Origin of the sequence: Rariglobus hedericola (genome assembly GCF_007559335.1) — a bacterium.
GTDB classification, from domain to species: Bacteria; Verrucomicrobiota; Verrucomicrobiia; order Opitutales; family Opitutaceae; genus Rariglobus; species Rariglobus hedericola.
In genome coordinates, this window is the sequence record NZ_VMBG01000001.1 from 1,789,002 (window position 1) to 1,813,937 (window position 24,936).

Here is a 24,936-nt window from a genome sequence, read left to right on the forward strand (position 1 = left end):
ATGCTCATTTCAAAACCAAATTAACCACGCCCCGCGTTTGCTCCTAGTGTCAGCCCGACGTAATCGCTAATCTGCTCGCGTGAAAGTCATCGTTTACAGCACCCGCGCCTACGACCGCAGCCATCTCGATTCAGTCAACAGTTCCGGCGCCCATCAATTTACGTGGACCGCGGAACGGCTTTCACTCAAGACCACCGCACTCGCCCGTGGACACGAGGCCGTGTGCAGTTTCGTCAACGATCCACTCGACGCACCCATACTTGAAGCCCTCGCCGCCGGCGGCATCCGGCTGATCACTCTTCGTTGCGCCGGTTACAACCACGTAGATCTATCCGCCGCGATCGCTCTGGGCCTCACGGTGGCCAACGTTCCCGCCTACTCACCTCACGCCGTCGCCGAGCACGCCATCGCGCTGCTGCTCACGCTCAACCGACACACGCACCTCGCCTACAATCGCGTGCGCCGCGGCGACTTCACGCTCTCCGGTCTTCAGGGCATTGATCTCCACGGCAAGACCGCCGGCCTCGTCGGCACGGGTCGCATCGGCACGATCACCGGCCGCATCCTCCAGGGTTTCGGCTGCCGCGTGCTCGCCTATGATCCCTTTCCGACACAGGAAGCGCGCGATGCCGGCTTCGAATTAGTCGCACTCGATGAGGTGCTCACCCGCTCCGATATCATTTCACTCCACTGCCCGCTGCTGCCTGCGACCAAGCACATCATCAACGCCTCGTCGCTCGCCCGCCTGAAGCCCTCGGCCTTGTTGATCAACACCAGCCGCGGCGGCCTCATCGAGACCAACGCAGTCATCGCCGCTCTGGAAAACAAACAACTTCGCGGATTGGGCATCGACGTCTACGAACACGAAGCCGCGCTCTTCTTCGAAGACCATTCCGCCACCGGTATTCCTGATCCGCTCTTCGCCCGTCTCGTCGCCAATGAAAACGTGGTCGCCACCGGACACCAGGCGTTCCTGACCGACGATGCTCTGGCCAATATTGCCAGCACCGTGATCAGCAGCCTCGACGCCTTCGCTGCCGGCCACGCCGTGCCCTTCGCGCTCAAGCCGCGCGCCTAAAGAACCGACCACACCCAGCCGGCCGCGCCGCTGGCGGCAATCACCGCGATCAAGTTTACCTTGAAACGGTGCAGCGCCACGAACGCGATCAGACCGACGGCCACCGCAAACCCATCGACGCTTGCCCACGTCTGTTGAGGAAACAGCACGCGACCACCGAACCACACGGCGAGGTTCAGGATCACGCCCACCACGCTCGCTGTCACCGCCGCCAGCGCCGCCGTGAGCAGTTTGTTTCCTCGCAACTGTTCGATGTGGGGCGCACCTAGAAAAATCCACAAGAAACACGGCACGAAGGTCACCCACGTCGTCACCGCCGCGCCCAACGCCGCCGCCGCCCACGGGCTCAGCATCCCCGGATGATTCCAACCGCCCATGAATCCCACGAACTGCAGCACCATGATGAGCGGCCCCGGCGTCGTCTCGGCAAACGCCAGTCCATCGAGCATCTGCGGCGCGCTCAACCACGCATGCGTCTCCACCGCTTGCTGCGCCACATACGGCAGCACCGCGTAAGCCCCGCCAAACGTCACCATCGCCGCCTTGCTGAAGAACACGCCTTCCATCACCCACGTGCATTTCCAGCCCTGCCACGCCCCGATCAGCACCAACGGCGCCACCCACAACGCCACGCCGGCGGCCGTCACCCGCACCGCACGTCCCCAGGATGGTTTCACCACAGGGCTCTCGGCCGCATCATCAATCACCGCCGCCTCCTCCGCCACCGCACCATGGCCACCGCTCGCAGGAAACCAGCGCGGCGCATATTTCCCGCCCGCGAAGCCCGCCAGCAGCGCGCCAAACACGATTAACGGAAAGGGCACCTTCAAAAAAAAGATCAGCACAAACGCCATCGCCGCGATAGCCCACATCACTTCGTTTTTAAGCGCCTTTTTCCCGATGCGCAGCACCGCCGCGAACACGATCGCCATGACCGCCGGCTTGAGCCCGTAAAAAACCGCGCCCACCCACGCCACGTGGCCGTAAGATACATACACCTGGCTCAGCCCCCACAGCATAAACGCCGATGGCAGCACGAAGAGCGCCCCCGCCGCGATTCCGCCCCACGTGCGATGTAGCAGCCAGCCGCAGTAGATCGCCAGTTGCTGAGCCTCGGGCCCCGGCAGCAGCATGCAAAAATTCAACGCATGCAGAAATCGCTCCTGCCCGATCCATTTTTTTCGCTCCACCAATTCGGTCTGCATGATCGCAATCTGCCCTGCCGGTCCGCCGAAGCTGATGAACCCGAGCTTAAGCCAGAACTTGATCGCTTCGCGAAACGTGGGATGCGCCGACATATGCCGCGCAGTGTCCCGAAAAACAAAACAGGCGCAAAGCCCGAAAGCCTTGCGCCCGTAAAACGTAACCTGTGCGGGAAAATCCCGTGCGGTCCTGACCTACACTCAGAAGCTCGCACCAAACTGCACACCGAGGACAACCGCGTCGTCGATGTTACCCGAACCGCCCGGACGTTTGATGAACTGGATGTCCGGCTGGATGTAGGCGAACTTCGTCAGCTGCACGCGGTGGCCGACTTCGAAGACCATCTCGTAATCAACCGGACTGCCGCCACCCGCGACCACCTGATTCGAAAACGCATCGCTGAACCCGCCGTAGGTCACGAAGGCCACCGTCCGGTCGTCGGGACGGCCCGGCAGCAGGCCTTTGTAATTCGCACCGAGCGTGGACTGGACAGGGATGATCGCGACTTTGTCCTGCGACGTGTAAGCAAAGGTTGCGAAGAGTGTGAGGCCTTCGTCGGTGGTGCCCGCCTCACGATAAACCTGATAATCACCGTGCGCATAGAAACGCGTGAAGTGATCGGTCGTGCCGGCGGTGTTGAACTGCGGCAGATCCATCAAAAACGTATTGTTCATACCCACGAAGAAGTGCGCCGGCCGGCCCGCCAGCTCGGGATTCCAGTCGAACTGCGTGAAGACCGAAACGCCATCATCACTCGCGATGCTCATATCCAGGCCGCGTTTCGACGGATCAAACATGTCCGGCGAGATTTGAAACACGCCGACTTGCACAAAACTGTCGTCGGAGGTTTTGGCCTTCACGCGACCGCCCCACACGGCGAACGGATACGACGTCATCACGCCGTCGAACAACACCGCGCGAATCTGGCCGTTCACCGCGTTGTTGAGCGAATAGCTGTAGAGCGATGAACCCACGAAGTCATCGGTCGCCGTCATGCGGCCGAATTTCACGGAGAGATCACCGTCTTTGAAGAGTTTCTCCAGTGTCACGTTGTAGAGAAACGTGGTCTGGCCGCCCACGAGCTGCATGACGCTGTATTGGCTGCCCACCGACGGAGTGATATCGCTGCCGTGACGGTTGATGCCCGAGAGCGTGAACGTCGTGTCCGTCCATCCGATCAGTTTCTCCAGATCCAGTTTCACACCGGTGAAAAGATCGCCCGCAAAGTTCGTCTCGCTGCGGATGCCGCCGGAGACGTTGGAAGCGACGATGGCGTTGTAGTAGGCGAAGACGTCGACGCCTTCGTCGGCGAATTGTGAACGCGCACCACCCCAATCACCGGTGAGGCGATCGGCAAAGCGCGCGTCGGGAGTGGAGTCCGCCGCCATAAGCGCGGCCGAACTGGCGAGAAGAGAGAGCAGGAGTTTGGTTTTCATGATCGGGGTTGGTTGGGGAAATTGGCAAAGCAGTAGCTGGCGCGGCGCGGATGCGCCGCTCGATGAGGAGGTTTACGAGCTGGGGTTGCTGATCTGAACGCGACTCACGAACGCTTCTACGACGGCCCCTAAATCGGAGCCATCCTCGGTGCGCGTGAGCGCGGAAAGTGAAAAAGCGGTGGCGAGGCGCGCAGTGTCGGCCAGCGACAGGTTGCGCAGTTGCGCGGTCAGAATGCCGGCGACCATGGCATCACCCGCGCCGACTGTGCTGCGAACCGTTACGACCGGCGGACGGGCGATCACGGTTTCGTTGGCCGTGACGAAACACGCGCCCTCGGCACCCCGCGAAACCACCACCAGGTGCACGCCACCCGCCACGATCTCGCGCGCGGCGGCAATCACATCAGCCTCGGTCGGCAAGGCACGTCCGAGATGGGCTTCCAACTCATGCACGTTGGGCTTGATGCAATCGGGCCCGGCCTTGAGCGCCTGGCGCAACGCCTCTCCACTCGAGTCGAGCACGGTGCGCACGCCGTTCGTTTTGAGCGTGGTGATGAACTCGCGGTAAATGCTGGTCGGCACTTCAGGCGGCAGACTCCCCGCCAGCACGCACCAGCCGCCTTTAAGCGCCGCGATCTGCGCCCGAAGCGCGGTGAGATCGGTGAACGTGGGCGTGAGTCCGGGAAAATTAATATCGGTCGTCTCGTGGCGCACGGGATCGGTGATCTTGATCCCGACACGGGTCGAACCGTTCAACCGCAGGCAATGATCCTCAATGCCCCGCTTGGCGAAAAACGTCGTGAACGCGGTCTCGTTGTCGCGACCTAGAAAACCAAGCGCCGCCACGGAGTTGCCGTGTTCGGCCAGCGCGGCGGCGACATTGATGCCCTTGCCGCCCGGACGGTCGCTGGTGGACTCGACCCGGTTGACCGCCCCGGCGGTAAAAACCGGAATCGTCACCGTGCGATCAATGGCCGGGTTGAGCGTGAGAGTGGTGATGGAAGGAAACGACATGGCGGTTTATTTGGAGAGTGCGCGCACTTCGGCCGCGGTCGAGCAGGCAAGCGCGCGCTGCGCCAGCGCACGCAAAGCTTTAAGCGAAGTCCCGCGAAGCTTCGCTTTTACGGCAGCCAGCGACGGCGCGCTCATGCTGAGTTCGGCAACGCCGAGGCCCGTGAGAATTGATGCGCCCAACGGTTCGCCGGCGGCACCGCCGCACACGCCGACCCATTTGCCCTCGGCGGTCGCGGCTTTCACCGTGAGATCGATCAGACGAAGCACCGCGGGATGCAGCGCATCGGCCTCCTTGCCCAGCTCCGGATGCTGGCGGTCGATCGCGAGCGCGTATTGCGTGAGGTCGTTGGTGCCAACCGAGAAAAAGTCCGCCTCGCGGGCAAACTCGCGGGCCATCAACACGACCGAAGGGACTTCGACCATGATGCCCAGCTCGCAGGCCGGACCGCCGATTTCGGCACGCACGGCTTCCGCCAGTTTTTTGGCGGAGCGCAGGTCTTCAAGCGTGGTCACCATGGGGAACATGATCTTCACCGCACCTGCTTCGGCCGTGGCCGCGGCCCGATAAATGGCACGAAGTTGAGTTTTGAATACGTCAGGCCGGCGCAAGCACAGGCGAATGCCGCGCACGCCGAGGAACGGATTCTCCTCATGCGCGAGGCCAAGGTAAGGCACGATCTTGTCACCACCGATATCGAGCGTGCGGATGATCAACGGAAGGCCGTTGAGCGCACGGATCATCTCGGTGTAGGCGAGAAATTGCTCCTCTTCGGTCGGTGCGGTTTCGCGGCCAAGAAAAAGGAACTCGGTGCGCAGCAAGCCCACGCCCTCGGCACCCGCTTCGACCGCAGCGGCGGCCTCTTCGGCGTGACCGATGTTGGCGACGATTTCGACGCGATGGCCATCAGTCGTGAACGCCGGACGAAAGCGATCGGCGTCAGCCGCGGCCTGATGATGAGCGAGCTCGGCCTGAAATTGTTTGGCCGAGGCGACCGCGAACTCTTCCGGATGTGGATAAAGCCGGCCGGCTCCGCCATCGAGAATCGCCAGGGTGCCATCGGCTAGCGAAAGCACTTCGCTGCCTGCGCCCACCACGGCGGGAAGACCGCGCGCACGGGCGATGATCGCGGTGTGCGACGTCGGACCACCGGCGGCGGTGCAGATGCCGAGGATCTTTTTAGGATCGAGCCGAGCGGTGTCGGATGGCGTGAGATCGTCCGCGACGAGAATGCATTTGCCCGAGGGCAATACCGGATCGCGGCTCACGACACCGGAGAACAGCCGCAACACGCGCTGACCGATGTCGCGCAGATCCGCGGCACGTCCCGCGAGGCGTTCATTTTTAAGACGGCGCACTTCATCGACCCGACGCTCGATCACCTGCTGCCAAGACCACGGTGCGCTGTGGCCTTCTTCAATCAAAGCCACCACATCCGCGTGCAGATCCGCATCGGCGATCAAGGCCTGATGGGCTTTGAAAATTTCGGCTTCGGCGGCCACCGGACACGCCTCGGCGTCGGCGCCCAAGCGTTCAAGCTCGGCGTTGGCTTCAGCGATCACCTTGTCGAGACGACGGCGTTCGGCGGCAGGTTCGCCGCGCGTATCCTCGACCGACAGCATCTCGGCGCGGAAACGAAAGATCGGCGCAATCGCCATGCCGGGAGCGGCTGATGTGCCGATGATCACCGCGGTCACCGTCTCGGGAGGTGTCCATGCCTGCACGGGTGAGGTCGCTTCAGCGAGTTCATCGGCATCGCCGAGTCCACTTTCCACCGCTTCACGCAACACCGCCAGCGCGGCGTCGGCGTCACTGCCGCGCGCCTCGATGCGCAACGTGCTGCCGCTCTCCACGCCGAGACGCAGGAGCGAAGCCATCGCCTTGCCATTGGCGGCACGGTCACCGTGGATCACGCGAATCTCAGACGAAAAATCGGCGGCAGTCTCGGCAAACTTCGTTGCAGGTCGTGCGTGCAGACCGGCGTGCCCCTGCAACACAACATCCACGCTGACCGCACCGGCCCACGGTTCGACGGCTGCGGCGGCCGGTTTTGCAGAGGGCGAACCCCGGCGAAGCGCGGCTAGAATATCGTTGGCATGCGTCGTAGTCGCGAGGCGTTGCGCGGCTGCATCGTCATCAAGCACGTCGGTGAGTGCGGCGAGGATTTCCAGATGTTCATCACCGCGTGCGGCGATGCCGATGACCACATGGACAATCTGCGTGTCATTCCAGCGGACACCCTCGGGGATTTGCAGGACGGCGAGGCCGGTTTGCTTGATGAGCGTGCGGTCCTTTTGCTGGCCGTGCGGAATTGCGATGCCGTGGCCGAGGCAGGTGTTGGCCTGCCCTTCGCGGGCGAGCATGCTGTCGATATAGCCAGGCTCGATGTAGCCGGCGTCGACGAGCAGTTGTCCAGCGGCACGAATGGCGGCGGCCTTGTCAGCCACGGTGGCACCGAGACGGATGGTCCGCAGTGTCAGCGGAAGGTCGGCAGAAGAGGTATCGGTGGTCGTCATTATCTGTGAAGTTTAACCTATCAGGCGTTGGCCGGAACTCCGGCAGATGAAGATTTGGGGAGCGTAATCAGCAGCGCACCGGTGGTGACCACCGTGCCGGCAACAATGGCGAGCAAGTAGGGAATCAGGTGCGTGACCGCGCCGGGAATGAGCAGTGCGAACAAGCCGCCATGCGGCACGAGGAGTTGCACACCCGAGACCATGCTGAGTGCACCGGTGACTGCCGAGCCGAGCACGAGCGCAGGGATGACGCGGAGAGGATTTTTCGCAGCGAAAGGAATCGCTCCTTCGGTGATGAAGGCGAGCCCCAGCACCGCGGCGGCGGCACCGGCTTTGCGTTCGTCGGCATCGAACCGGTTTTTGGCGATGAGCACGGCGAGCGCGATGCCCAGTGGTGGTGTCATGCCGGCAGCCATGATCGCAGCCATAGGAGTATAAACCTGGCTGCCGAGCAGACCCACGCCGAAGGTGTAGGCGGCTTTGTTGATCGGTCCGCCCATATCGAAGGCCATCATTGAGCCGAGGATCACACCGAGGAGAAGCGCATTGGCACCGCGCATCGAGTTGAGCCACTCCGTCATCGTGGAGAGAACCACCTGCACCGGCGGAGCGATCACAAAAATCATCAGCAAGCCAATCGTAAGCGTGGAAAGGAACGGCAGGATGAGCACGGGCTTCAGGCCTTCAAGGTTGTCGGGCAGCTTGATTTTGCGCGCGAGAAACAGCGTCAGATAACCGGCGAGAAAGCCCGATACAATGCCGCCAAGAAAACCGGCACCGAGTTGTTGCGCGAGAAAACCGCCAACCAGACCCGGCGCGAGACCCGGACGATCCGCGATGGAAAACGCAATGTATCCGGACAGCACCGCGACCATCAGCTGGAAAGCGGCGCCTCCACCGATCTGGCTGAGCGCGGCGGCGAAAGTGCCTTTCTCGTTACCCGCGTAAATGCCACCGATCGCAAAGGCCAGCGCGATGGCCAGGCCACCCGCAATCACGATGGGAAGCATGTGGGAAACACCCGTCATGAGGTGCTTGTAAGGACCGCTGCGGGCACTGCCGCGATTCGCTTTGAGCTGCTCGACGTTTTTCGCGAGACCGGCGGAGCCTGCGGCGGGCACGGGCAACACAAGGGCAGCAGCGATGACTTGTTTACCGTCGTGCATCGCTTCCTTGGTCGAGACGCGGTTCAGGCGTTTACCATCGAAACGGGAGAGATCGACATTGGTATCGGCGGCGATGACGACCGCGTCGGCCGCCGTAATCTCCGCGGCAGTAAGCTGGGTTTTCGCCCCGACTGAACCCTGCGTCTCGACCCGGATCTCGTGGCCGAGTGCGGCGGCGGCTTTCTTGAGCGCTTCAGCCGCCATGAACGTATGAGCAATCCCCGTGGGACATGAGGTGATGGCGACGAGACGCTTTACCGCCGTCGCGACGAGAGCCGCCGGGGCAGGGACGGCCGCAACCGGTGCCGGTGCGGACGACACAGCCGGCGTGACGGGAGAAACCTTGGCGAGAGCCGCATCGATGATCGCCTGCGGATGGCGGATAGCCGCACTCGTGCGGGTTTCGTAAATGGGTTTGTCGGCGAAACGTGATGTTTCCACCGAAGCATCGACGGCCAGCAGGACGACATCGGCCGCGGCAATATCAGCGGCGGTCAACACACCGGTCGAACCGGCGGTGGCATCGGCTACTTCGACTTTAAAGCCGTGGCCGGACTGGGCGGCAACCGCTCGAAGCGCTTCGGCGGCGAGACGGGCATGGGCGGATCCGGCAGGGGACGCCGTAAGAGCGACAATCTGTTTCATGGGGTAAACGGGGTTGCGAAAACTTTCGATAGCCTCCGTTAATTTTCCGAAACGTCAAGCAAATGCCTTCATTTTCCTTATTAAATCACTTTCGATATCAGCAAAGGAGCTTATTTTTACTTTCGCAGTCTTTCGTTTTCAGCCATTTAGAGGCTACGACTTTCGATTCCTTTCGCACCATGCCCTCCCCTGCTTCCACTTCAGCCGACTCGGATGACAAAATTCTCATGACCGGCCATCGGCGCGCCCGGATCGTCGAACAGGTGCAGCGCGAAGGCTCCATGCGCGTGGCCGACCTGGCGGCCCGCTTCGATGTATCCGAGGTTACGATACGCAGCGATCTGGTGATTCTTGAGCGCGAGGGACGCTTGCTGCGCGATCGCGGCGGCGCGGTCGCCAAGGGCAGCCACCACTTCGTCACGTCTCTCCTCGGTGTGGATCAGCGCGCTTCACTTCATCTCGATAAAAAACGCCGTATCGGTGCGGCCGCCGCGCAACGCGTATCGCCCGGTGACGCCATCCTGATCGATGCCGGCACGACTGCGGTCGAGATCGCCCGACAACTCACGCACGTCTCGCCGCTCACCGTTGTCACCAACGCCCTCAACGTCGCCCTCGAGCTCGGCGCGGCCGCCGGCCAGCGGTTGATCATGCTGGGCGGCACGTTCAACCGCGAATCCGCCAGCACCGTGGGCGCGCTCACCGAACAAAGCCTCGCCGAACTCTCCGTGCAGAAACTCTTCCTCGGCACACAGGCGATGGATGCCGACGGCCTCACCGACTCGACCATGGAAATCGCCCAGGCAAAGCGCGCCATGATCCGCTCGGCACGTCAGGTGATCCTCGTCACCGACTCGAGCAAGTGGGGCACGTCCAGCCTTACCAAGGTCTGCCCGCTCACCGAGGTCGACACGATCATCACGGATAACGAGCTCCCCGCCGACGCCCGCACCCAGATCGAAGCCCTCGGCATCGAACTGGTGCTGGTTTAACGAAGGAAAAATCGCCACCGTCCGCGGGCGGAAAATTATCCGCGTTTCAACTTGAGCAACCGCTCGCCCGCCGCGTGCAGCGTGGCCGGTTTCTTGGCGAAATTCAGGCGCACGTAACGGTTTTCACCGTTGGCAAAAAAACTCGATCCCGGCACCGGCGCGACACCGATCTCTTTCGCCATCCAGTGCGCGAACTCCACGTCACTCGCGTAGCCGAAGGGCGAAATATCCAGCATCACGAAATAGGCACCTTCGGGTCGCGTGTAGGTCAGCCCGGTGCGATCCAGATAGCCGAGCAACACATCGCGTTGCGACTGATACTCGGCCGCAAGTCCCGCGTAATAATCCGCGCCCCAGCCGAGCGCCGTGACCACCGCGTGTTGCAACGGAGCCGCCGCGCCCACCGTGAGGAAATCGTGGACCTTGCGCGCCTGCGCGATGATCTCCGGCGCTGCGTGCAGATAACCGAGACGCCAGCCGGTGATTGAAAACGTTTTCGAAAGCGACGACACGCTCAGCGTGCGTTTGGCCATGCCGGGGAGCGTCGCGAAATACACATGCTGACGTCCGTCGAACACCAAGTGCTCATACACTTCGTCAGTGATGACGAAGGTATCGAACTCCTCGGCGAGCGCGGCGATTTGCAGCAATTCCTCGCGCGTGAACACCCGTCCACACGGGTTCGAAGGATTGCACAAAATGAAAGCCTTCAATCCTCCGCCCGTCGCAAACGCCGCGCGCAATTCCGCCGGATCAAAACCATACTGCGGCGGATGCAGCGGCACGTGCACCGCTGTCGCGCCACTGAGAATCGCGTCGGCGTTATAGTTTTCGTAAAACGGCGAAAACATGCCAATGCGGTCGCCCGGATCGCATACCGTCATGACGGCGGCGAGCATTGCCTCGGTCGCACCGCACGTAACGACAAGCTCGCGCAACGGATCCACGGGAAGGCCGGTAAACCGCGTGAGTTTTGCCGCCAGCGCATCGCGCAGTTCGGGCGATCCCCAAGTGATCGCGTATTGGTGACGACCGGCATCCATCGCGTCCTTCGCCGCCTGCACGAGCGCCGCGGGCGGATCCCCATCAGGAAAACCTTGCGAGAGGTTGATCGCGCCGTGTTGCGCGGCGACCCGCGACATCTCGCGAATGAGCGACTCGGTAAAAACAGACGTGCGGCGGGAGGTGCGCGGCATGGAGAATACGCCGGCGTGCGGCGAAGGGTTTCAGTTTATGGAATGATCAGCGTCATACCCGGCTGCAATGCCCCCGCATTCGGCAGCACCGCGCGGTTGGCATTGAGGATGGCCTGCACGCGCGCGTTGTTGGCCGTGCCGTAGTGGCGCTTGGCAATCGCATACAGCGAGTCGCCCTTGGCCACCACGTAGCGACGGCCGGAAACCGCCGGAGGCGGCGTGGCCACCGGAGTCGGCCGATTCACCGCCACAGACGGAACGACCGCCGGTTGCTCAACCACGGCAGCAGGTTCGGGATCCGGCACGGCAATCGGAGACTCGGCCGTGGAAACTGCCAGCGGCGCGAGCTGATCCGGATCCGCCGCCGCGACTACCGATGACGGACGCGGTGTGTTGATCGCCTGCGTGCGCACACCGATGAGCTGATCCTTCAGCTGAATATTTTCACGCTGCAACTGGTCGACTTTCTCCAGGAGATCGAGGCGCTCCATCTGGTTGTCGAGTGGTTGGGCTGGAAGAGTGCGGGCAAACTCCCGCGTGGCCGCATCGATACGCTGGCGCACGAGATCCGACTGCGGAGAGTTGCGCTTCAATTCACGGAATTTCCGGTAGTGATAAATCGCCGCGATCGGATCCTTGATGTGCTGCTGGTAAAGAATGCCGATTTCGAGGTGGGATTCGGGCGCATCGTCGCCGCGTTTTTCAACCACTTTCAGGAATGCGGCGAGCGCCTCCTGGTTGCGCCCCTGACGGAGCAGATCCTTGCCACGGCGGTAGTTGGATTCGTCGATTTCCGCGGTAAACGGAGACGAGTCATAGCGGCCGCAACCCGCGACAAAAAGCAACGTCGCGAGCGCGCACAGACAAAGCGGAAGAAAGCGGAACCTCATCGGTGGCGGTGAAATGGTTTGAACGAAAAAAAGTTGCTCCTAAGTCTCGCAGACAGTCCGACGACTCAAACCCTAAATGGCCCTCGACTCCAAAACCACCCTCGCTCGCGCCCGAGCCGCGATTAAAATCGAACAAGAGGCCCTCACCGCGACCGCCCGCGACTTGGACGGGAAATTCGTGGACGTGTCCCGCGCCGTGCAGTCCACCAACGCCGCCGGCCGCAAACTCATCTTCACCGGCATCGGCAAATCGGCCCACATCGCGAACAAGCTCGTCGGCACCTTCAACAGCACCGGCCTTTCCACCTGTTTTCTCGATGCCACTCAGGCTCTTCACGGCGATCTCGGCCTATGCAGTGAAGGCGACCTCGTTTTCCTCCTGAGCAACAGCGGCCAGTCCGAGGAAATCCTGCGCCTCATCCCCGGCTTTCGCCGCCTCGGCGTGCGAACCGTCGCCTTCACCAGCAATCCCGCCTCCGACCTCGCCAAAAACTCCGAGCTGCAACTCATCTACAGCGTGCCGCGCGAGGCTTGTCCGCTCCGGCTCGCGCCGACCGCCAGCACCACCGCCGCCCTCGCCCTCGGTGATGCCCTCGCGATGGTTCTCCTCGATGAACGCGGCCTCACGCGCGACGACTTCGCGAAGTTCCACCCCGCCGGCAACCTCGGCCGCGTCCTGCTCCTTCGCGTCAAAGACATTATGCGCAGCGGCGCCCGCCTGCCCATCGTCACCGAAAAAGCCACCACGCAGGAGGCCATCCTAGCGATGACCAAGTCCAAGAGCGGCAGCATCGCCATCGTCCATCCGAAGTCTGGAAAACTCACCGGCATCTTCACCGACGGCGACTTCCGCCGCAGCGCACTCACCGGCCCCGGCTTCTTGGAGAAACCCGTGATCACGTTCATGACCCCTTCCCCAAAGACCGTGGGCGAAGACGCGCTGGGCGTGGATGCTTTGCGCCTGTTTCAGGCTCACAAAATCGATGACCTCATCGTCGTCGATTCGAAGGGTAAGCCCACCGGCCTCGTTGACGGTCAGGATCTACCCAAACTCAAAATCGTCTGAGGCAAAAAAAGGATGGCTAACGCCCTCCGCAATTCTTGCTAATTTTTCCGCACGGCGGCGTTTTTCGTCGTCCCGCGCACCGCGGTTGTGGCTAACTCATCGACGACCCGACCTATGGCCACGCCCGCTTTCTCCTACCAAGACCCCTTCCCCCTCGGCCCCGATAACACCGAGTATCGCCTGCTCTCCAACGAGGGCATCTCGACCACCACGTTCGAAGGTCGCGAGATCCTGAAGGTCGATCCCGACGTCCTCGCCTTCCTCGCGCAACAAGCCACGCGCGACATCTCTTTCCTGCTTCGCCCCAAACATCTCACCCAAGTCGCCGCCATCCTCGACGACCCCGAGGCTTCCGCCAACGACCGCTACGTTGCCACGACTCTTCTCAAAAACGCCGAGATTTCCGCCGAGGGCATTCTCCCGTTCTGCCAGGACACCGGCACTGCGACCGTCGTCGCCAAGAAGGGCCAGCAGGTCTGGACCGGCGCCAACGACGCCGAATTCATCTCGAAGGGCATCTACGAGACCTACACCAAGGAAAACCTCCGCTACTCGCAGACCGCCCCGCTCGACATGTTCAACGAGGTCAACACCGGCACCAACCTGCCGGCTCAGATCGACCTCTACGCGACCGAGGGCAACGAGTATAAATTCCTCTTCGTCGCCAAGGGTGGCGGCTCGGCCAACAAGACGTTTCTCTTCCAGGAAACCAAGGCGCTCCTCAATCCCAAGGGCCTCGAAAAATTCGTCACCGACAAGCTCTCCTACCTCGGCACCGCCGCCTGCCCACCCTACCACCTCGCCCTCGTCATCGGCGGCACCAGCGCCGAAGCTTGCTTGAAAACCGTCAAGCTCGCCTCGACCAAATACCTCGATCACCTCCCCACCACCGGCAACAACGAGGGCCGCGCTTTCCGTTGCCTGGAGACCGAAAAACTCGTCCTGAAAATCGCCCAGAACAGCGGCATCGGCGCCCAGTTCGGCGGCAAGTATTTCGCCCTCGATGTGCGCGTCATCCGTCTGCCCCGTCACGGCGCGAGTTGCCCGGTCGGCCTCGGCGTTTCCTGCTCCGCCGATCGCAACATCAAAGCCAAGATCAACAAGGATGGTATCTGGCTCGAAAAACTCGAAACCAATCCCGGCCGCTTCATCCCTGCCAGCGAACGCACCATCAAGGATGACAAGGTCGTCCGCATCGACCTCAACCAGCCGATGCCCGCCATCCTCGCCGAGTTGTCGAAACATCCCGTGACCACGCGCGTGCTCCTTAACGGTCCGCTCGTCGTGGCCCGCGACATCGCCCACGCCAAGCTACAGGAGCGCATCGACGCCGGCCAGGGCCTGCCCGACTACATCAAAGCCCACCCCGTTTATTACGCCGGCCCCGCGAAAACCCCGAAGGGTTATGCCAGCGGCAGTTTTGGCCCCACAACTGCCGGTCGCATGGACAGCTATGTGGACAGCTTCCAATCACTCGGTGGCTCGATGGTCATGCTCGCCAAGGGCAACCGCAGCCCCGCCGTGACCAAGGCCTGCAAAACCCACGGCGGCTTTTACCTCGGCAGCATCGGCGGCCCCGCCGCGATCCTAGCCAAGGAAAACATCAAGCACGTCGAGGTCCTCGAATACCCTGAACTCGGCATGGAAGCCGTGTGGAAAATCGACGTGGTAGACTTCCCTGCGTTCATCCTCGTGGACGACAAGGGCAACGACTTCTTCGTCAATGGCTGCGGCGCCTGCCTCCCCGGTGGCATCACCGCCGCCGCCGAAAAAGCGAAAGCCTAAACGGGTTCAATCGCCCATCACCGTCACGACCACCCGCCGCGAATGCGGTGCGCGGCGGTGTTCCCAGAGAAAAAGTCCCTGCCACGTCCCGAGCAACATTCGTCCCTCGGCGAACGGCACGCTTTCGCTCGTGCGCGTCAGCGCCATCTTGATGTGACTCGGCATGTCGTCCGGACCTTCCTGGGTGTGGACGAAGTGCCGGTCATTCTCCGGCACGAGCCGGTTCAGCCAGGCTTCAAGATCGCGACGCGCACTCGGATCGGCGTTTTCCATGATCACCAGCGAACAGCTCGTATGCTGGCAAAACACCGTGACCACGCCAGCCTTCAGCCGGCTTCGCATCACCTCGCGAGCAACGGCATCCGTGATTTCCTGCATCCCCTGACCCGGCGTGCGCAGCGTAAGTGTGACTTGATGAATACCCATGGTGTCATCCTCAACCACCGCCGGCCAGCGAACTCTCGCCCGGCCGAGTCATGGAACGTGGCTCCAGCGCGACATCGAGTTCGGTCGCAGTCATCAAACCCTTTGCCAGCACCACTTCCTTGAGTGTTTTCCCCGTGGCGAGCGCTTCCTTGGCCACCGCCGCCGCATTGTCGTATCCGATATGTGGATTCAAGGCGGTCACCAGCATGAGCGAACGGTCCACCAGCTCCTTGCAACGCGCCTCATCCGCCTCGAGTCCGGCGATGCAGCCGTCGGCAAACTGACGCGCCCCATTCGCCAGCACGTGAACCGACTCATGCAGCGCGTAAGCAATCAGCGGGATCGTTACGTTGAGCTCAAAATGTCCGTCGCGTCCGCACATCACGACCATCTGCGAAAGTCCCTGCGTGTAGATGCACACCTGCACGAGCATCTCGCTCATCACCGGATTGACCTTGCCCGGCATGATTGACGAGCCCGGCTGCGTCGCCGGCAGCTTCAACTCCCCCAGCCCGCTGCGCGGTCCCGAACCCAGCAGACGGATATCATTGGCGATCTTCGTAAGACTCGCCGCGATGGTCGCCAGATGTCCGGCCACCTCAATCGCATCGTCACGACCCGCCTGCGCCTCGAAATGATTACGCGCCTCAATGAAATCGATGCCGGTTTCCTCGCTAAGGATACGCACCACTTTGCTGGCAAACTCAGGATGACAGTTAATCCCCGTGCCGACCGCCGTGCCGCCCACGGCGAGTTCGCGCAGAGCGACGATCCCCTTGTCCGTGCGTTCAATCGCCTTCGCCACCTGCGCCGCATAACCGGAAAACTCCTGCCCTAGTGTAACCGGCGTGGCATCCATCAGGTGAGTTCGACCGATCTTGATGATCGGCTCGAATACCCGCGCCTTCGCATCAAGTGCTGCGTGCAAGTGAACCAAAGCCGGACGGAGGTTTTCCTTCAACGCCACCGCCGCACTCACATGCAGCACGGTCGGAATGATGTCGTTGGATGACTGGCTCAGGTTGACGTCGTCGTTGGGATGAACGGGCTTCTTCGATCCGATCGCCTCGCCCGCGAGCTGGCTCGCACGATTGGCGATCACCTCGTTCGCGTTCATGTTCGTCGAGGTTCCTGAACCGGTCTGAAACACATCCACGGGGAAATGCGCATTCAGTTTCCCATCGGCCACTTCACGTGCGACTTGTTGAATGAACCGGCTTTTTTCCGGCGATAATTTCCCGAGCTCCTCATTGGCGCGCGCGCAGGCGATCTTCACCAAACCCAGCCCACGAATAAAACCATCCGGCATCGGACGTCCGCTGATCGGAAAATTAAGCACCGCACGCTGCGTGGAGGCACCGTAGAGCGCATCGTCGGAAACAGGCATCGCGCCCATGGAGTCTTTTTCAGTTCTCATGTGATGAGGGTAGGCAATTGAGGGCTAAAAGCAAAAAAGCCGCGCGAGGTTTTCGCGCGGCTTCACAACACAGCAAACAGACTTAAAACTTAAGAGTGAGTCGGTCGCCCACCATACCGAGACGACGCACACTGTCGTAGAGGCGGTCATCATCGAGCGAGCTCGTCAGCACTTCGCGCCCTTGGCCGGAACGGGACCTCTCGGCATCGGAATTATTATCCGCCACCACGAGGCTCGAAAGGATCCGGTTGCGACGGACCTCGCGTGGAGACACCGGCGAAACTTGAGCAACCGCGACGGGCTCCGCGACATCCGACACCGCGGAGACGGCCACCGGTTCAACCTCAACGCGGCCTTCAAAGTTGTGCTCACGCCCTGGATTCATGGCCGAAGCAAAGTGCACCTGAGGCAATTCGCCCAAGGTCACCGGAGGACTCGAAACATCCGCGACTGCGACCTGTTGCGGTGCCGCCCAAGGAATCATCGCCATCAGGCCTCCGGAACCGACTGCACTCGGCTCTTCTGCGAGCATGTCGGCAACCGATGCAGTATGCTTGGATGGAGCCGATGACACAGCCACGGTAACCGATACGCCTTGGGTATCGGCCAAGGGTTGCTCCACTGCAGCCACGGTATCAACCGAAGTGTCGATCGCGTTGGTCACATTAATAACCGGAACGGACACTGGAATTTCATCCGACAACGTTGCCGGACGGTATTCGCGCACGACGACAAAAGTTAATGCGAGCACGGCGGCCGCGCCCATCGGAATCTGGAAGCGCGCCAACGCCCGCGTCGCTTGGGGCAAACGCATCGAGATCCACCAAGGACGGGGCTCAACGATGGCGGCCAGTTGCTTGGCGCGCAGGTCTTGTTCAAAACGGCCCCAAAACTCGGGTGCCGGACGCTCGGCGCGCTTGAGGCGCAAGAGCTCCTCGAGAGTTACTTTACGGTCACTGTCGTGTTCAGGCTGGTTGATCATCAACGGACGTAGGATTGGAGTTCGGCCTGCAAAAATTGTTTAGCGTAGTGAAGACGGGAACGCACGGTGCCCACCGAGCAATTCATGATCTCGGCGATCTCCTCATGACTGAGGCCGTCTATTTCGAACAAAGTTACCACGGTTCTGTGGGGGATAGACAATTTGGCCATCGCTTCGTTCAATTTTTCCTGAAGTTCGTTCACGAAGACTTCCCGCTCCACATCCTTTTTGTCTGTCAACTGGTTGAGAATCGCTGAAACCGTGGCGTCTTCATGAACTTTATCGAAGCTAAAGAAAGAACGTAACTTACTGCGCCGAATGTGAGTTAGTGCAGAATTGATCGCAATGCGGTAAAGCCAGGTAAAAAACGAAGACTGCCCCTGAAACCGGTTGATCGATTGAAAAGCTTTGATGAACGCATCCTGGGTGAGATCGGCCGCATCTTCGCGATTCGAGGTCATGTTGTAGACCATCGCATACACCCGCTCGCGGTATTTGAGGATCAGTTGGTCGAACGCAGCCACATCCCCCGCTTGCACGCGCTGCACAATCATCCAGTCAGAACCCGCCTCCTGCTGGCGCTCGGGCGACGCCACCAGCGTTTTGGCGAGAACTTTGGTAGATGCATTCACAGGGAGCTAGGAACGATGCACGCTTCTGCGTCCAAGGGCAAACCTAGACGCCTGCCGGCGCCCGCAGGTTCCGCACTTGATAACGCAACGTTTCGCACAGCTGCATTAAAAGACCGACCGGGGCCAACGATCCATGCGGGCCCAGCGCGGCCTCCGCGTGAACCAGCTCAGTCTCCACTTCAGCCGCCACCATGTCGAAAATCCCCAATTCGCTCATTTGCCGAAGACGTCCCGCCAGATCGGGTTCACGACGGCGAAGAATTTCGTCCACCAACAAGGCACGATCGTCCGCCGGCAAACGCTCCAACAGCGCCAGCAGCGGCAGGGTGACTTTGCCGCTTTGCAAATCAGTGCCGAGTGTCTTGCCGATTTGTTTTTCCTGTCCAAAAAAATCCGCCAGATCGTCGTAAATTTGATAGGCGATTCCCAAATGCCGGCCAAACCGGCTCGCTGCATCGACGAACTCAGATGGAAATCCACCCAGCTTGGATCCCAGAAAACAGGAGATGCGGAAAAGCTCCGCCGTCTTCAAATCGATCACCCGGAAATAATCCTCACGCGTGATGTTGGTCGTCCCTCGACGCAGTGTTTGCACAATCTCGCCGGCGCATACTTTCCGCGTGGAATCTGAAACCGCATAGCACACTTCAGTCGTGGGAAATTGTGCCGCGAGATGAAGCGCATGGGCAAAGAGTGCATCGCCCAGCAACACCGCCGCCTCGGGCCCGTATTGCCGCGAAGCCGTGCGGCGACTCCGGCGCAGGTCCGCCTCGTCCATGATATCATCATGCACGAGCGTCGCGAGGTGCACCAACTCAACCACCCCGGCCACTCGCACGAGTTCCTGCGCAGGAACCTCGCTTCCATTCCAACCACTCAAAAAAACCAAGGCTGGACGGATGCGTTTGCCGGATGTGTCGATGCAGTAATCCGCCATTTCGCGAATCTCGGGTTCAAACGACTCGAGCTGTCCGCGCAGGAAAACATCGAGCACACCCATGTGCGGCTTGAGGCGCGCGAACACCGTGGCGAAATCTTTCACCATCGTTGGATCGGAGGGGATAAGAGTCGTGGCAGACATAAACACCTTGCACCCTAGGAATGAGTGGCCAAATGGCTAATCAATAACTCACGCATAAGATGAACGATCAACCCATCCTCCTTATCCTGATGATCGCCGTCGGGCTCTATACGTTCAACCTGTGGAGGGAGGACTGCAAAAACGCCCAAGCCGGGAAGCCAAGCCCAAGTGCATTGCCGGGGGCCACCCCCGCCTCGGCCAAGGCCTGCATCATTGCCGCTTTGGGAGCATTGGTGATTCTCATTGCTGAAACCTGGGGCGAACTCCGCCTCGGTCTCAGTGATCAGCAGTCCAAGATCACCGTTTTATTCGGCATCTACACCCTGATCGCCGCGTTCATCGAAGAACTCATCTTTCGAGGATTTATTGTGATCGAAAACAAGGGTAGAGCTCTCCGTTGGGCCGGAGTGGCGATGGCCTCGGTCCTATTTGCCGCGCTCCATCCCTTCCTTTGGAAATGGGAAGATGGCGTATTTGCCTGGACATTTTCAGCCAAAGGATGGTTCAGCACGGCCGCCGTTTTTGCGAGCTCGCTCTGGTTCTACACCGTGCGCTTCGCCTCGTTCAACCCCCACCGCTCGTTGCTCCCTTGTATCGTGGCACACGCCACCAAAAACATGGGGGTCATCCTAATTAAAGGCGCCCAAGGATTCGTAGTCGGATTATTTTAAATAAAAAAGCCACGGCATACGCCGTGGCTTTTAAATGTGATCCCCTCACCGATTGCTTACTTATTGGTCGGCTTGGCTTCTAGTTTAGCAGCCTTTTCCTTCTCGAGCTTTGCAGTGATTTCAGCGTCTTGCTTTTGCTGACGAGCAGCCTCAACGCCGGAGTAAAGCTCCACTTCAGCCTCAGGAATTTTATAGGTTATACCCTGAATTTCCCGAGCAGAAATATCCAGCGCATTGATCTGTGCCGGCGTGGCCAGATTACGATACGTCGTCTTGCTGGGCTCCAGAATAGATGCCGTGATAAAAATAATCAGATTGGTCTCAACCTTCTGATCACTCTTGGACTTAAACAGATTCCCCAAAACAGGAATATCTCCAAGAATCGGCACCTTGGTATCGGTTTTAGTATTTTTGGTGTCCATCAACCCGCCAATCGCGGCGGTCTGGCCATCCTTAAGAATCATATTCAAGCTACCTTCGCGCTTGTTGATGTCGTAAAACTTCTGAGCGCTAACACCGGCACCCACCGTGAATGGCGTCGCGTTGCTCTTTTCTGTTTTTAAAGCCAGTGAAACCAATTTGTTACTAGTGATCTGCGGGGTCACTTCAACCTTCACACCTTCAAAGATTTTTTCGCCGGCAGTATAGGTAACAGTAGGAGTGCCGCCGCCTGTGGGAGCGGTCTGCGTAGCGGTCACCAACTGGAAGTCAGTGCCGATGTTGATCTGCGACTTACTACCATTGATAGCGACGATGGTCGGGTTGGAAACAATACGGGTTCCGCTCAAGGAATCGAAAGCTCGGAGAAGTATTGAATAATCCTTCGAGTCCAAAACCGCATTAAACGAACCGGTGCCGCCCAATTGAGGCGCACCTGTCGCCACACCACCCGTGGGCAATATTTGGCCCAACGTGTTGAGCGCACCGGCAGCAGTTCCAGCTCCGCCACCAATATTCTGTTTCCCGGCCAAACCGACCGCCAATTCCTTGCCTTGATTTTTCGTCAATTCAACGAACTTGGTTTCGATTACCACTTGACGAGGTTCTGAATCCAGACGCTTCGCTGTTTCAATAACGCGACTGACCGCAGCAGGCTGATCAGTTATAATCAGTTCATTAGCTAATGAGTTAAGCACAATCGATCCACCCGTAACGCCCGGTTCTGTGGCGGTAGCAGCACGACCTGGCGTCAAAATCGGCGTAAGTAAGGGCTGAATACTGGCAGCAGCGACATTCTCAAGAATCACACTACTGGTGATAAATGGCTCGGCGGACAACGCATCGCGGCTGACGATTTTAATGATATTTCCATCCTCAACAAAAGTGTATCCCACCGGAGACAGCACGACTTGGAAAATCTGGCGCCAAGTGACCTCACGCAACTTCAACGACGTGCGTCCCTGTAATTTGTCAGGGATAACCAAATTTAGCTCAAAGAGATCCGCAACGTTGCGCAAGATAGTGCGAATTTCCTCATCAGGAAAATCCACTGAGAGCGTATCCTTGCTCTTGGAAACGCTGGCCGATGTCTCGGTAGCAGTTGCAACGGGGGGGGCGGATACTTGAGCCTCTTGAGCACGAAGCTGGCTAGCGACGGTCAATGAGGCCAATAATATTAAATGTGTTCTCATGGCTTGGTTAAAGTTTAATTGGCCGCGTAATTTCTTCTTTATTTAAACGAAGGGTGAAACTGGTTCTATCTACACCGACGAGCTCTAGCTCATATGAGGTATCTTGAAATACAATTGGGAGCACATCTCCCACTTTGAGCTTTTTTTGACCAAACAGCAAAAATTGAGTATCCCCCAGCTTCATGGTTCCCGTCGGTCTGACGCCCTCGGCTATGGCAGCAAGAATGTCTCGATCCGAAGTCCCAACCACAACGGGAGCAGGACTATCCGCCTTATCGGGCCCACTTGATTCAACAACCACCGGCAACGGATTAAATGGGTTTTTTCGGGCAATATCATCAACAGAAGTTTCAACAGATTTCGTTGTCAGCAATTTGCGCGCTAAATCAAGAACCTCAGTGCGCTTCTGGGGTGCAGCAATATCAGAAGCAGGCTCACCAAAAAGTGAACTGCTCAATAATAACGAAAAGATAAAAATGCGGAGCTTCATGGTATGCCGAGCAAATCGAGATTAAGGTTCAGCGTTAAGCCGGTGCCCGTATTGGAAGCCACTGCACTATTAACACGGCAAAAATAAACTCCCTGCTCCAACCGCCTAAGAAATAAAATAATCTGAGGGAAATCGCCCTGAACATTTACTATATAGTTTAAAGGCACATACACAGGAGCCGGTCCTTTGGTCACAGCACCACGGACAGGAGGTTTGGCCGCTGGACGTAAATCTGAATACTTAACACCCGTCTCAAGCTCGAGACGGTAAAAATACTGAAGATTTTGAGCCAAGCCCTCAATATCCATCGCTCTATTCTTCACGGCATCATTGGCTTGAATCAAAAAAGCCAGCTGCTCCTGGAGCTGTGCAGAATTGGAGATATTAGAACGATAACGCTCACTCTCAGCCGACACCCTAGCCAATTCGATCTGTTGTTCGTCGATCTTACCGCCACGAAAATATAAGGCCATCAGCAATCCGACGGCTATCAGCCCCGAGACCGCAACAACCGGATATTTCTTGATACCGGCAACTAAAGTTTTGGAATCAATACTCATTTCTTTGGCACCGCTTTGGTGGGAAGCGACTTGAATGTAAGATCAATCTGGAAGCGCATTTGTCCCGTGCCCGGATCACGCACGATGCTGCTCAAGGAGACTTCTCCAAATAGTTTAGAAAACGCCTCATCTTTGCGCAACGTATCAACGAACGCAACGGCCCGTCCACTGGCCTCATCGGAGGCTCCTTCAATTCGACCACGAATGAGAACCGCGGTTGATTGGTATTCTATATTATTAAGAGTGATTGACGCCGGCAAAGCCGAACCCAATCGCAAAATCAAATCCGAAAGAGGCATCCCTGAAGTGGAAAGAAAATCCCTGAGAGCCAGAACCTTTTTTTCCTGTTCCTGAAACTTTTTATATTCAACAACCGCCTGATCACTGGCAGGTTTGTTTTTCCGGATGGCACTGGATGCGTTTTCAGTCTCAATGGTCATCTCGCGCAACGCATATTCCTTATACCCGACGTATACGGCCAAGACGCAGGCAATGAATACAGCCAAGCCATTTGTGAAAAATGAAGTGCGAACAACCTTGGTATCAGGAAGTCGCTCAAAATTACGGAAATTAGGGTGCCATGCAGGCACCGTCACCGCAGATTTATCACTGGGTTTTTTCAGGGATGACAACATGACTGTTATTATACTGAACCATTAAACCAAAAAGACCGAGGCGGCGAATATCCTGAGCCCCAACCGGTAAAGAGTCAGCCAAGGTAATATGACGCGACTGCAACCAAGCCGGAATATCTGCTTTTAGAACAGACACACCCAAATCCGCAGCTATCGCATTTTCCAACCAGCTCAATTTCGAGGGCAGCAGCGTGCAGGCCACTTGTGCGATCGATTGACCGGTTTGAACTTCGTAAAAACCGATGGAAGACTGAAGCTCTTTGATTAGTTTTTTAATCAAAACCGAGCCCATCCCCGTAAAGTCGAAGGTGTTGGATAAAAATAACTTCCGCGCGGATGCCTCATCCTTCAACCCCAATTCTTTCTGAACCACCGGGATCATCGCTTCAAGGCCTTGCTGTATCGGCCGCGATGCTTCCAGGCCGGATGCCGTGACAATAAACGAATTGGTCATCTCCGCCTCGATTTCCAACATGAGCACGGGTGTCTTGATTTTTGCAAACGCCAAGTAGTCAACCATGGCACCCACACTGGACACCGTGCTTAGCTCCATGCTTTCAGGGTAGATTCCGCCCGCCAGAAGATTGTCCTGTAGTAAATTAATATCAGCGGTCGGCATTCCACAGATGATCGCGTCTTTCTGCGCAGCCTTCACTGTATCATAATCCGTCCCTTGGTTTGAATTAAGAATAGCCAGCGTGTATTGCTCAGGGTCAATGCGCAGCTGCTGGGCTGTCGCTTCATTCAAATACGTCGGCTCCTTCAGACGCTTGGTTTCAAGAGTCACCTTACGAACCACCCGGCGAGGCGCATTAACGCCACAATTGGCATGAAGATACCCGCTGGCATTCTTCGCGGGCTGCAATGCCTTCAATGCCTCTGCCAGCGCAGGCTGATCACCCGGCGCACATTCAATGATCTCCTCCACAACAAAGGGTGCTGTCTGCTTGGACGTGCGCGCCAAGAGAACAACGTGATCATTAAAATCCAAAAAAAAGTTTTTTGTTTTTGCGGAGAAAAACATGTGAACAGGGTCACGCCTAAATCAGGCCGATTATTTGTTAATTTATGGCGTTAAGGGCAGGAATACCGTAAGTTATCCCCTTCAAGTGAAGTCCGGAACGCTCATAGCAGAAACCGTGCACTTCAAGGTAATTCACCCTAAGTAAATTCCCCGATGCTTATTTACCCTTATTTAATGAACGACATAAAAAAGCCCGCCAACACGAAGGAGGCGGGCTAAAATCAGTTTTAGAGCAAGGCCCAGAGCCTTACTTCTGCCACGTGCGCTTCTTATGGCGATTAGACTTCAAGCGCTTTTTGCGCTTGTGCTTGTTCATCTGGAGGCGGCGTTTCTTTTTGAGGTTACCCATGTGGTGTCAGGATTGAAATGAAAGTGTCGTGTAGAAACCGTCCGTGAAACAGC

Annotated in this window: 23 protein-coding genes; 5 read left to right on the forward strand and 18 right to left on the reverse strand. The window is 58.6% G+C overall.

The genetic code is table 11. From position 1 onward, the window contains the following. Positions 1-79 precede the first annotated feature (79 nt). Positions 80-1,078 carry a 2-hydroxyacid dehydrogenase gene (locus FPL22_RS07895; RefSeq protein WP_144229547.1) on the forward strand — a complete coding sequence of 333 codons (999 nt, stop codon included), beginning with the start codon at positions 80-82 and terminating at the stop codon, positions 1,076-1,078. On the opposite strand, the gene chrA is transcribed toward FPL22_RS07895, so the two are convergent. From chrA to FPL22_RS07920, 5 genes are all read right to left on the reverse strand, one after another. Next, a complete protein-coding gene (chrA, locus tag FPL22_RS07900; protein ID WP_144229548.1) occupies positions 1,075-2,376 on the reverse strand; it encodes a chromate efflux transporter in 1,302 nt (433 codons plus the stop codon). The genes FPL22_RS07895 and chrA overlap by 4 nt on opposite strands. A 105-nt stretch (positions 2,377-2,481) precedes the next feature. Continuing rightward, the gene (locus tag FPL22_RS07905) at positions 2,482-3,717 is read right to left on the reverse strand and encodes a carbohydrate porin (RefSeq protein ID WP_144229549.1); all 1,236 of its coding nucleotides are present in this window, start codon (positions 3,715-3,717) and stop codon (positions 2,482-2,484) included. A 72-nt stretch (positions 3,718-3,789) separates the two neighbouring features. Beyond that, positions 3,790-4,731 (reverse strand): 1-phosphofructokinase, encoded by a 942-nt coding sequence (pfkB, locus tag FPL22_RS07910; protein WP_144229550.1) that lies wholly within the window; start codon positions 4,729-4,731, stop codon positions 3,790-3,792. Positions 4,732-4,737: 6 nt separating this feature from the next. Continuing rightward, positions 4,738-7,245, reverse strand: coding sequence for a phosphoenolpyruvate--protein phosphotransferase (gene ptsP / locus FPL22_RS07915; protein WP_144229551.1), 2,508 nt, complete (start codon positions 7,243-7,245; stop codon positions 4,738-4,740). Positions 7,246-7,265: 20 nt separating this feature from the next. Continuing rightward, positions 7,266-9,056 (reverse strand): PTS fructose-like transporter subunit IIB, encoded by a 1,791-nt coding sequence (locus tag FPL22_RS07920; RefSeq protein WP_144229552.1) that lies wholly within the window; start codon positions 9,054-9,056, stop codon positions 7,266-7,268. Positions 9,057-9,235: 179 nt separating this feature from the next. Here FPL22_RS07920 and FPL22_RS07925 point away from each other — a divergent pair, with 179 nt between their 5' ends. Next, entirely contained in the window at positions 9,236-10,048 is an 813-nt protein-coding gene (locus FPL22_RS07925; protein ID WP_203235129.1) for a DeoR/GlpR family DNA-binding transcription regulator, read from the forward strand. 35 nt (positions 10,049-10,083) lie between these two features. On the opposite strand, the gene FPL22_RS07930 is transcribed toward FPL22_RS07925, so the two are convergent. Beyond that, positions 10,084-11,244: a pyridoxal phosphate-dependent aminotransferase gene (locus tag FPL22_RS07930; protein WP_144229553.1), complete on the reverse strand. Its 1,161-nt coding sequence runs from the start codon at positions 11,242-11,244 to the stop codon at positions 10,084-10,086. A 35-nt stretch (positions 11,245-11,279) separates the two neighbouring features. Then, on the reverse strand, positions 11,280-12,134 hold the full coding sequence (locus FPL22_RS07935; RefSeq protein ID WP_144229554.1) for a Cell division protein CpoB: 855 nt from the start codon (positions 12,132-12,134) through the stop codon (positions 11,280-11,282). A 76-nt stretch (positions 12,135-12,210) separates the two neighbouring features. Between FPL22_RS07935 and FPL22_RS07940 the strand changes: the two genes are divergently transcribed. Both FPL22_RS07940 and FPL22_RS07945 read left to right on the forward strand, forming a co-directional pair. After that, positions 12,211-13,200 (forward strand): KpsF/GutQ family sugar-phosphate isomerase, encoded by a 990-nt coding sequence (locus tag FPL22_RS07940; protein ID WP_144229555.1) that lies wholly within the window; start codon positions 12,211-12,213, stop codon positions 13,198-13,200. A 114-nt stretch (positions 13,201-13,314) separates the two neighbouring features. Continuing rightward, on the forward strand, positions 13,315-14,985 hold the full coding sequence (locus FPL22_RS07945) for a fumarate hydratase (protein ID WP_144229556.1): 1,671 nt from the start codon (positions 13,315-13,317) through the stop codon (positions 14,983-14,985). A 6-nt stretch (positions 14,986-14,991) separates the two neighbouring features. Here FPL22_RS07945 and FPL22_RS07950 read toward each other — a convergent pair whose 3' ends face one another. From FPL22_RS07950 to FPL22_RS07970, 5 genes are all read right to left on the reverse strand, one after another. Further along, complete coding sequence (locus FPL22_RS07950; RefSeq protein ID WP_144229557.1) at positions 14,992-15,411, reverse strand: secondary thiamine-phosphate synthase enzyme YjbQ; 420 nt, start codon at positions 15,409-15,411, stop codon at positions 14,992-14,994. A 10-nt stretch (positions 15,412-15,421) separates the two neighbouring features. Next, positions 15,422-16,828 carry a class II fumarate hydratase gene (locus FPL22_RS07955; protein ID WP_144229558.1) on the reverse strand — a complete coding sequence of 469 codons (1,407 nt, stop codon included), beginning with the start codon at positions 16,826-16,828 and terminating at the stop codon, positions 15,422-15,424. Positions 16,829-16,910: 82 nt separating this feature from the next. Further along, positions 16,911-17,810 carry a hypothetical protein gene (locus tag FPL22_RS07960; RefSeq protein WP_144229559.1) on the reverse strand — a complete coding sequence of 300 codons (900 nt, stop codon included), beginning with the start codon at positions 17,808-17,810 and terminating at the stop codon, positions 16,911-16,913. Then, positions 17,810-18,442, reverse strand: coding sequence for a sigma-70 family RNA polymerase sigma factor (locus FPL22_RS07965; RefSeq protein ID WP_238991342.1), 633 nt, complete (start codon positions 18,440-18,442; stop codon positions 17,810-17,812). The genes FPL22_RS07960 and FPL22_RS07965 overlap by 1 nt, the downstream gene beginning before the upstream one ends. A gap of 43 nt (positions 18,443-18,485) precedes the next feature. Further along, positions 18,486-19,523, reverse strand: a complete 1,038-nt coding sequence (locus FPL22_RS07970) for a polyprenyl synthetase family protein (RefSeq protein WP_144229560.1) — start codon at positions 19,521-19,523, stop codon at positions 18,486-18,488. Between the two features lie 59 nt (positions 19,524-19,582). Here FPL22_RS07970 and FPL22_RS07975 point away from each other — a divergent pair, with 59 nt between their 5' ends. Next, complete coding sequence (locus FPL22_RS07975) at positions 19,583-20,194, forward strand: CPBP family intramembrane glutamic endopeptidase (RefSeq protein WP_144229561.1); 612 nt, start codon at positions 19,583-19,585, stop codon at positions 20,192-20,194. A 56-nt stretch (positions 20,195-20,250) separates the two neighbouring features. Here the strand turns inward: FPL22_RS07975 and FPL22_RS07980 are convergent, their stop codons facing one another. The 6 genes from FPL22_RS07980 to FPL22_RS18085 form a co-directional block, all read right to left on the reverse strand. Continuing rightward, the gene (locus tag FPL22_RS07980) at positions 20,251-21,825 is read right to left on the reverse strand and encodes a type II secretion system protein GspD (protein WP_144229562.1); all 1,575 of its coding nucleotides are present in this window, start codon (positions 21,823-21,825) and stop codon (positions 20,251-20,253) included. 7 nt (positions 21,826-21,832) lie between these two features. Then, a complete protein-coding gene (locus FPL22_RS07985) occupies positions 21,833-22,315 on the reverse strand; it encodes a hypothetical protein (protein ID WP_144229563.1) in 483 nt (160 codons plus the stop codon). Continuing rightward, the gene (locus FPL22_RS07990) at positions 22,312-22,875 is read right to left on the reverse strand and encodes a hypothetical protein (protein ID WP_144229564.1); all 564 of its coding nucleotides are present in this window, start codon (positions 22,873-22,875) and stop codon (positions 22,312-22,314) included. The genes FPL22_RS07985 and FPL22_RS07990 overlap by 4 nt, the downstream gene beginning before the upstream one ends. After that, positions 22,872-23,510 (reverse strand): PilN domain-containing protein, encoded by a 639-nt coding sequence (locus FPL22_RS07995; protein ID WP_144229565.1) that lies wholly within the window; start codon positions 23,508-23,510, stop codon positions 22,872-22,874. Before FPL22_RS07995 ends, FPL22_RS07990 begins: the two co-directional genes overlap by 4 nt. Beyond that, on the reverse strand, positions 23,482-24,534 hold the full coding sequence (locus FPL22_RS08000) for a hypothetical protein (RefSeq protein WP_144229566.1): 1,053 nt from the start codon (positions 24,532-24,534) through the stop codon (positions 23,482-23,484). Before FPL22_RS08000 ends, FPL22_RS07995 begins: the two co-directional genes overlap by 29 nt. 247 nt (positions 24,535-24,781) lie before the next feature. After that, positions 24,782-24,883, reverse strand: a complete 102-nt coding sequence (locus tag FPL22_RS18085; RefSeq protein ID WP_144229567.1) for an AURKAIP1/COX24 domain-containing protein — start codon at positions 24,881-24,883, stop codon at positions 24,782-24,784. Positions 24,884-24,936: the final 53 nt, after the last annotated feature.

Excerpts from the sequence above, each read along its gene's own strand:
- chrA (WP_144229548.1), bottom strand. The coding sequence starts at position 2,376 with ATGTCGGCGCATCCCACGTTTCGCGAAGCGATCAAGTTCTGGCTTAAG.
- FPL22_RS07905 (WP_144229549.1), bottom strand. The coding sequence starts at position 3,717 with ATGAAAACCAAACTCCTGCTCTCTCTTCTCGCCAGTTCGGCCGCGCTT.
- pfkB (WP_144229550.1), bottom strand. The coding sequence starts at position 4,731 with ATGTCGTTTCCTTCCATCACCACTCTCACGCTCAACCCGGCCATTGAT.
- ptsP (WP_144229551.1), bottom strand. The coding sequence starts at position 7,245 with ATGACGACCACCGATACCTCTTCTGCCGACCTTCCGCTGACACTGCGG.
- FPL22_RS07920 (WP_144229552.1), bottom strand. The coding sequence starts at position 9,056 with ATGAAACAGATTGTCGCTCTTACGGCGTCCCCTGCCGGATCCGCCCAT.
- FPL22_RS07925 (WP_203235129.1), top strand. The coding sequence starts at position 9,236 with ATGCCCTCCCCTGCTTCCACTTCAGCCGACTCGGATGACAAAATTCTC.
- FPL22_RS07930 (WP_144229553.1), bottom strand. The coding sequence starts at position 11,244 with ATGCCGCGCACCTCCCGCCGCACGTCTGTTTTTACCGAGTCGCTCATT.
- FPL22_RS07935 (WP_144229554.1), bottom strand. The coding sequence starts at position 12,134 with ATGAGGTTCCGCTTTCTTCCGCTTTGTCTGTGCGCGCTCGCGACGTTG.
- FPL22_RS07940 (WP_144229555.1), top strand. The coding sequence starts at position 12,211 with ATGGCCCTCGACTCCAAAACCACCCTCGCTCGCGCCCGAGCCGCGATT.
- FPL22_RS07945 (WP_144229556.1), top strand. The coding sequence starts at position 13,315 with ATGGCCACGCCCGCTTTCTCCTACCAAGACCCCTTCCCCCTCGGCCCC.
- FPL22_RS07950 (WP_144229557.1), bottom strand. The coding sequence starts at position 15,411 with ATGGGTATTCATCAAGTCACACTTACGCTGCGCACGCCGGGTCAGGGG.
- FPL22_RS07955 (WP_144229558.1), bottom strand. The coding sequence starts at position 16,828 with ATGAGAACTGAAAAAGACTCCATGGGCGCGATGCCTGTTTCCGACGAT.
- FPL22_RS07960 (WP_144229559.1), bottom strand. The coding sequence starts at position 17,810 with ATGATCAACCAGCCTGAACACGACAGTGACCGTAAAGTAACTCTCGAG.
- FPL22_RS07970 (WP_144229560.1), bottom strand. The coding sequence starts at position 19,523 with ATGTCTGCCACGACTCTTATCCCCTCCGATCCAACGATGGTGAAAGAT.
- FPL22_RS07975 (WP_144229561.1), top strand. The coding sequence starts at position 19,583 with ATGAACGATCAACCCATCCTCCTTATCCTGATGATCGCCGTCGGGCTC.
- FPL22_RS07980 (WP_144229562.1), bottom strand. The coding sequence starts at position 21,825 with ATGAGAACACATTTAATATTATTGGCCTCATTGACCGTCGCTAGCCAG.
- FPL22_RS07985 (WP_144229563.1), bottom strand. The coding sequence starts at position 22,315 with ATGAAGCTCCGCATTTTTATCTTTTCGTTATTATTGAGCAGTTCACTT.
- FPL22_RS07990 (WP_144229564.1), bottom strand. The coding sequence starts at position 22,875 with ATGAGTATTGATTCCAAAACTTTAGTTGCCGGTATCAAGAAATATCCG.
- FPL22_RS07995 (WP_144229565.1), bottom strand. The coding sequence starts at position 23,510 with ATGTTGTCATCCCTGAAAAAACCCAGTGATAAATCTGCGGTGACGGTG.
- FPL22_RS08000 (WP_144229566.1), bottom strand. The coding sequence starts at position 24,534 with ATGTTTTTCTCCGCAAAAACAAAAAACTTTTTTTTGGATTTTAATGAT.
- FPL22_RS18085 (WP_144229567.1), bottom strand. The coding sequence starts at position 24,883 with ATGGGTAACCTCAAAAAGAAACGCCGCCTCCAGATGAACAAGCACAAG.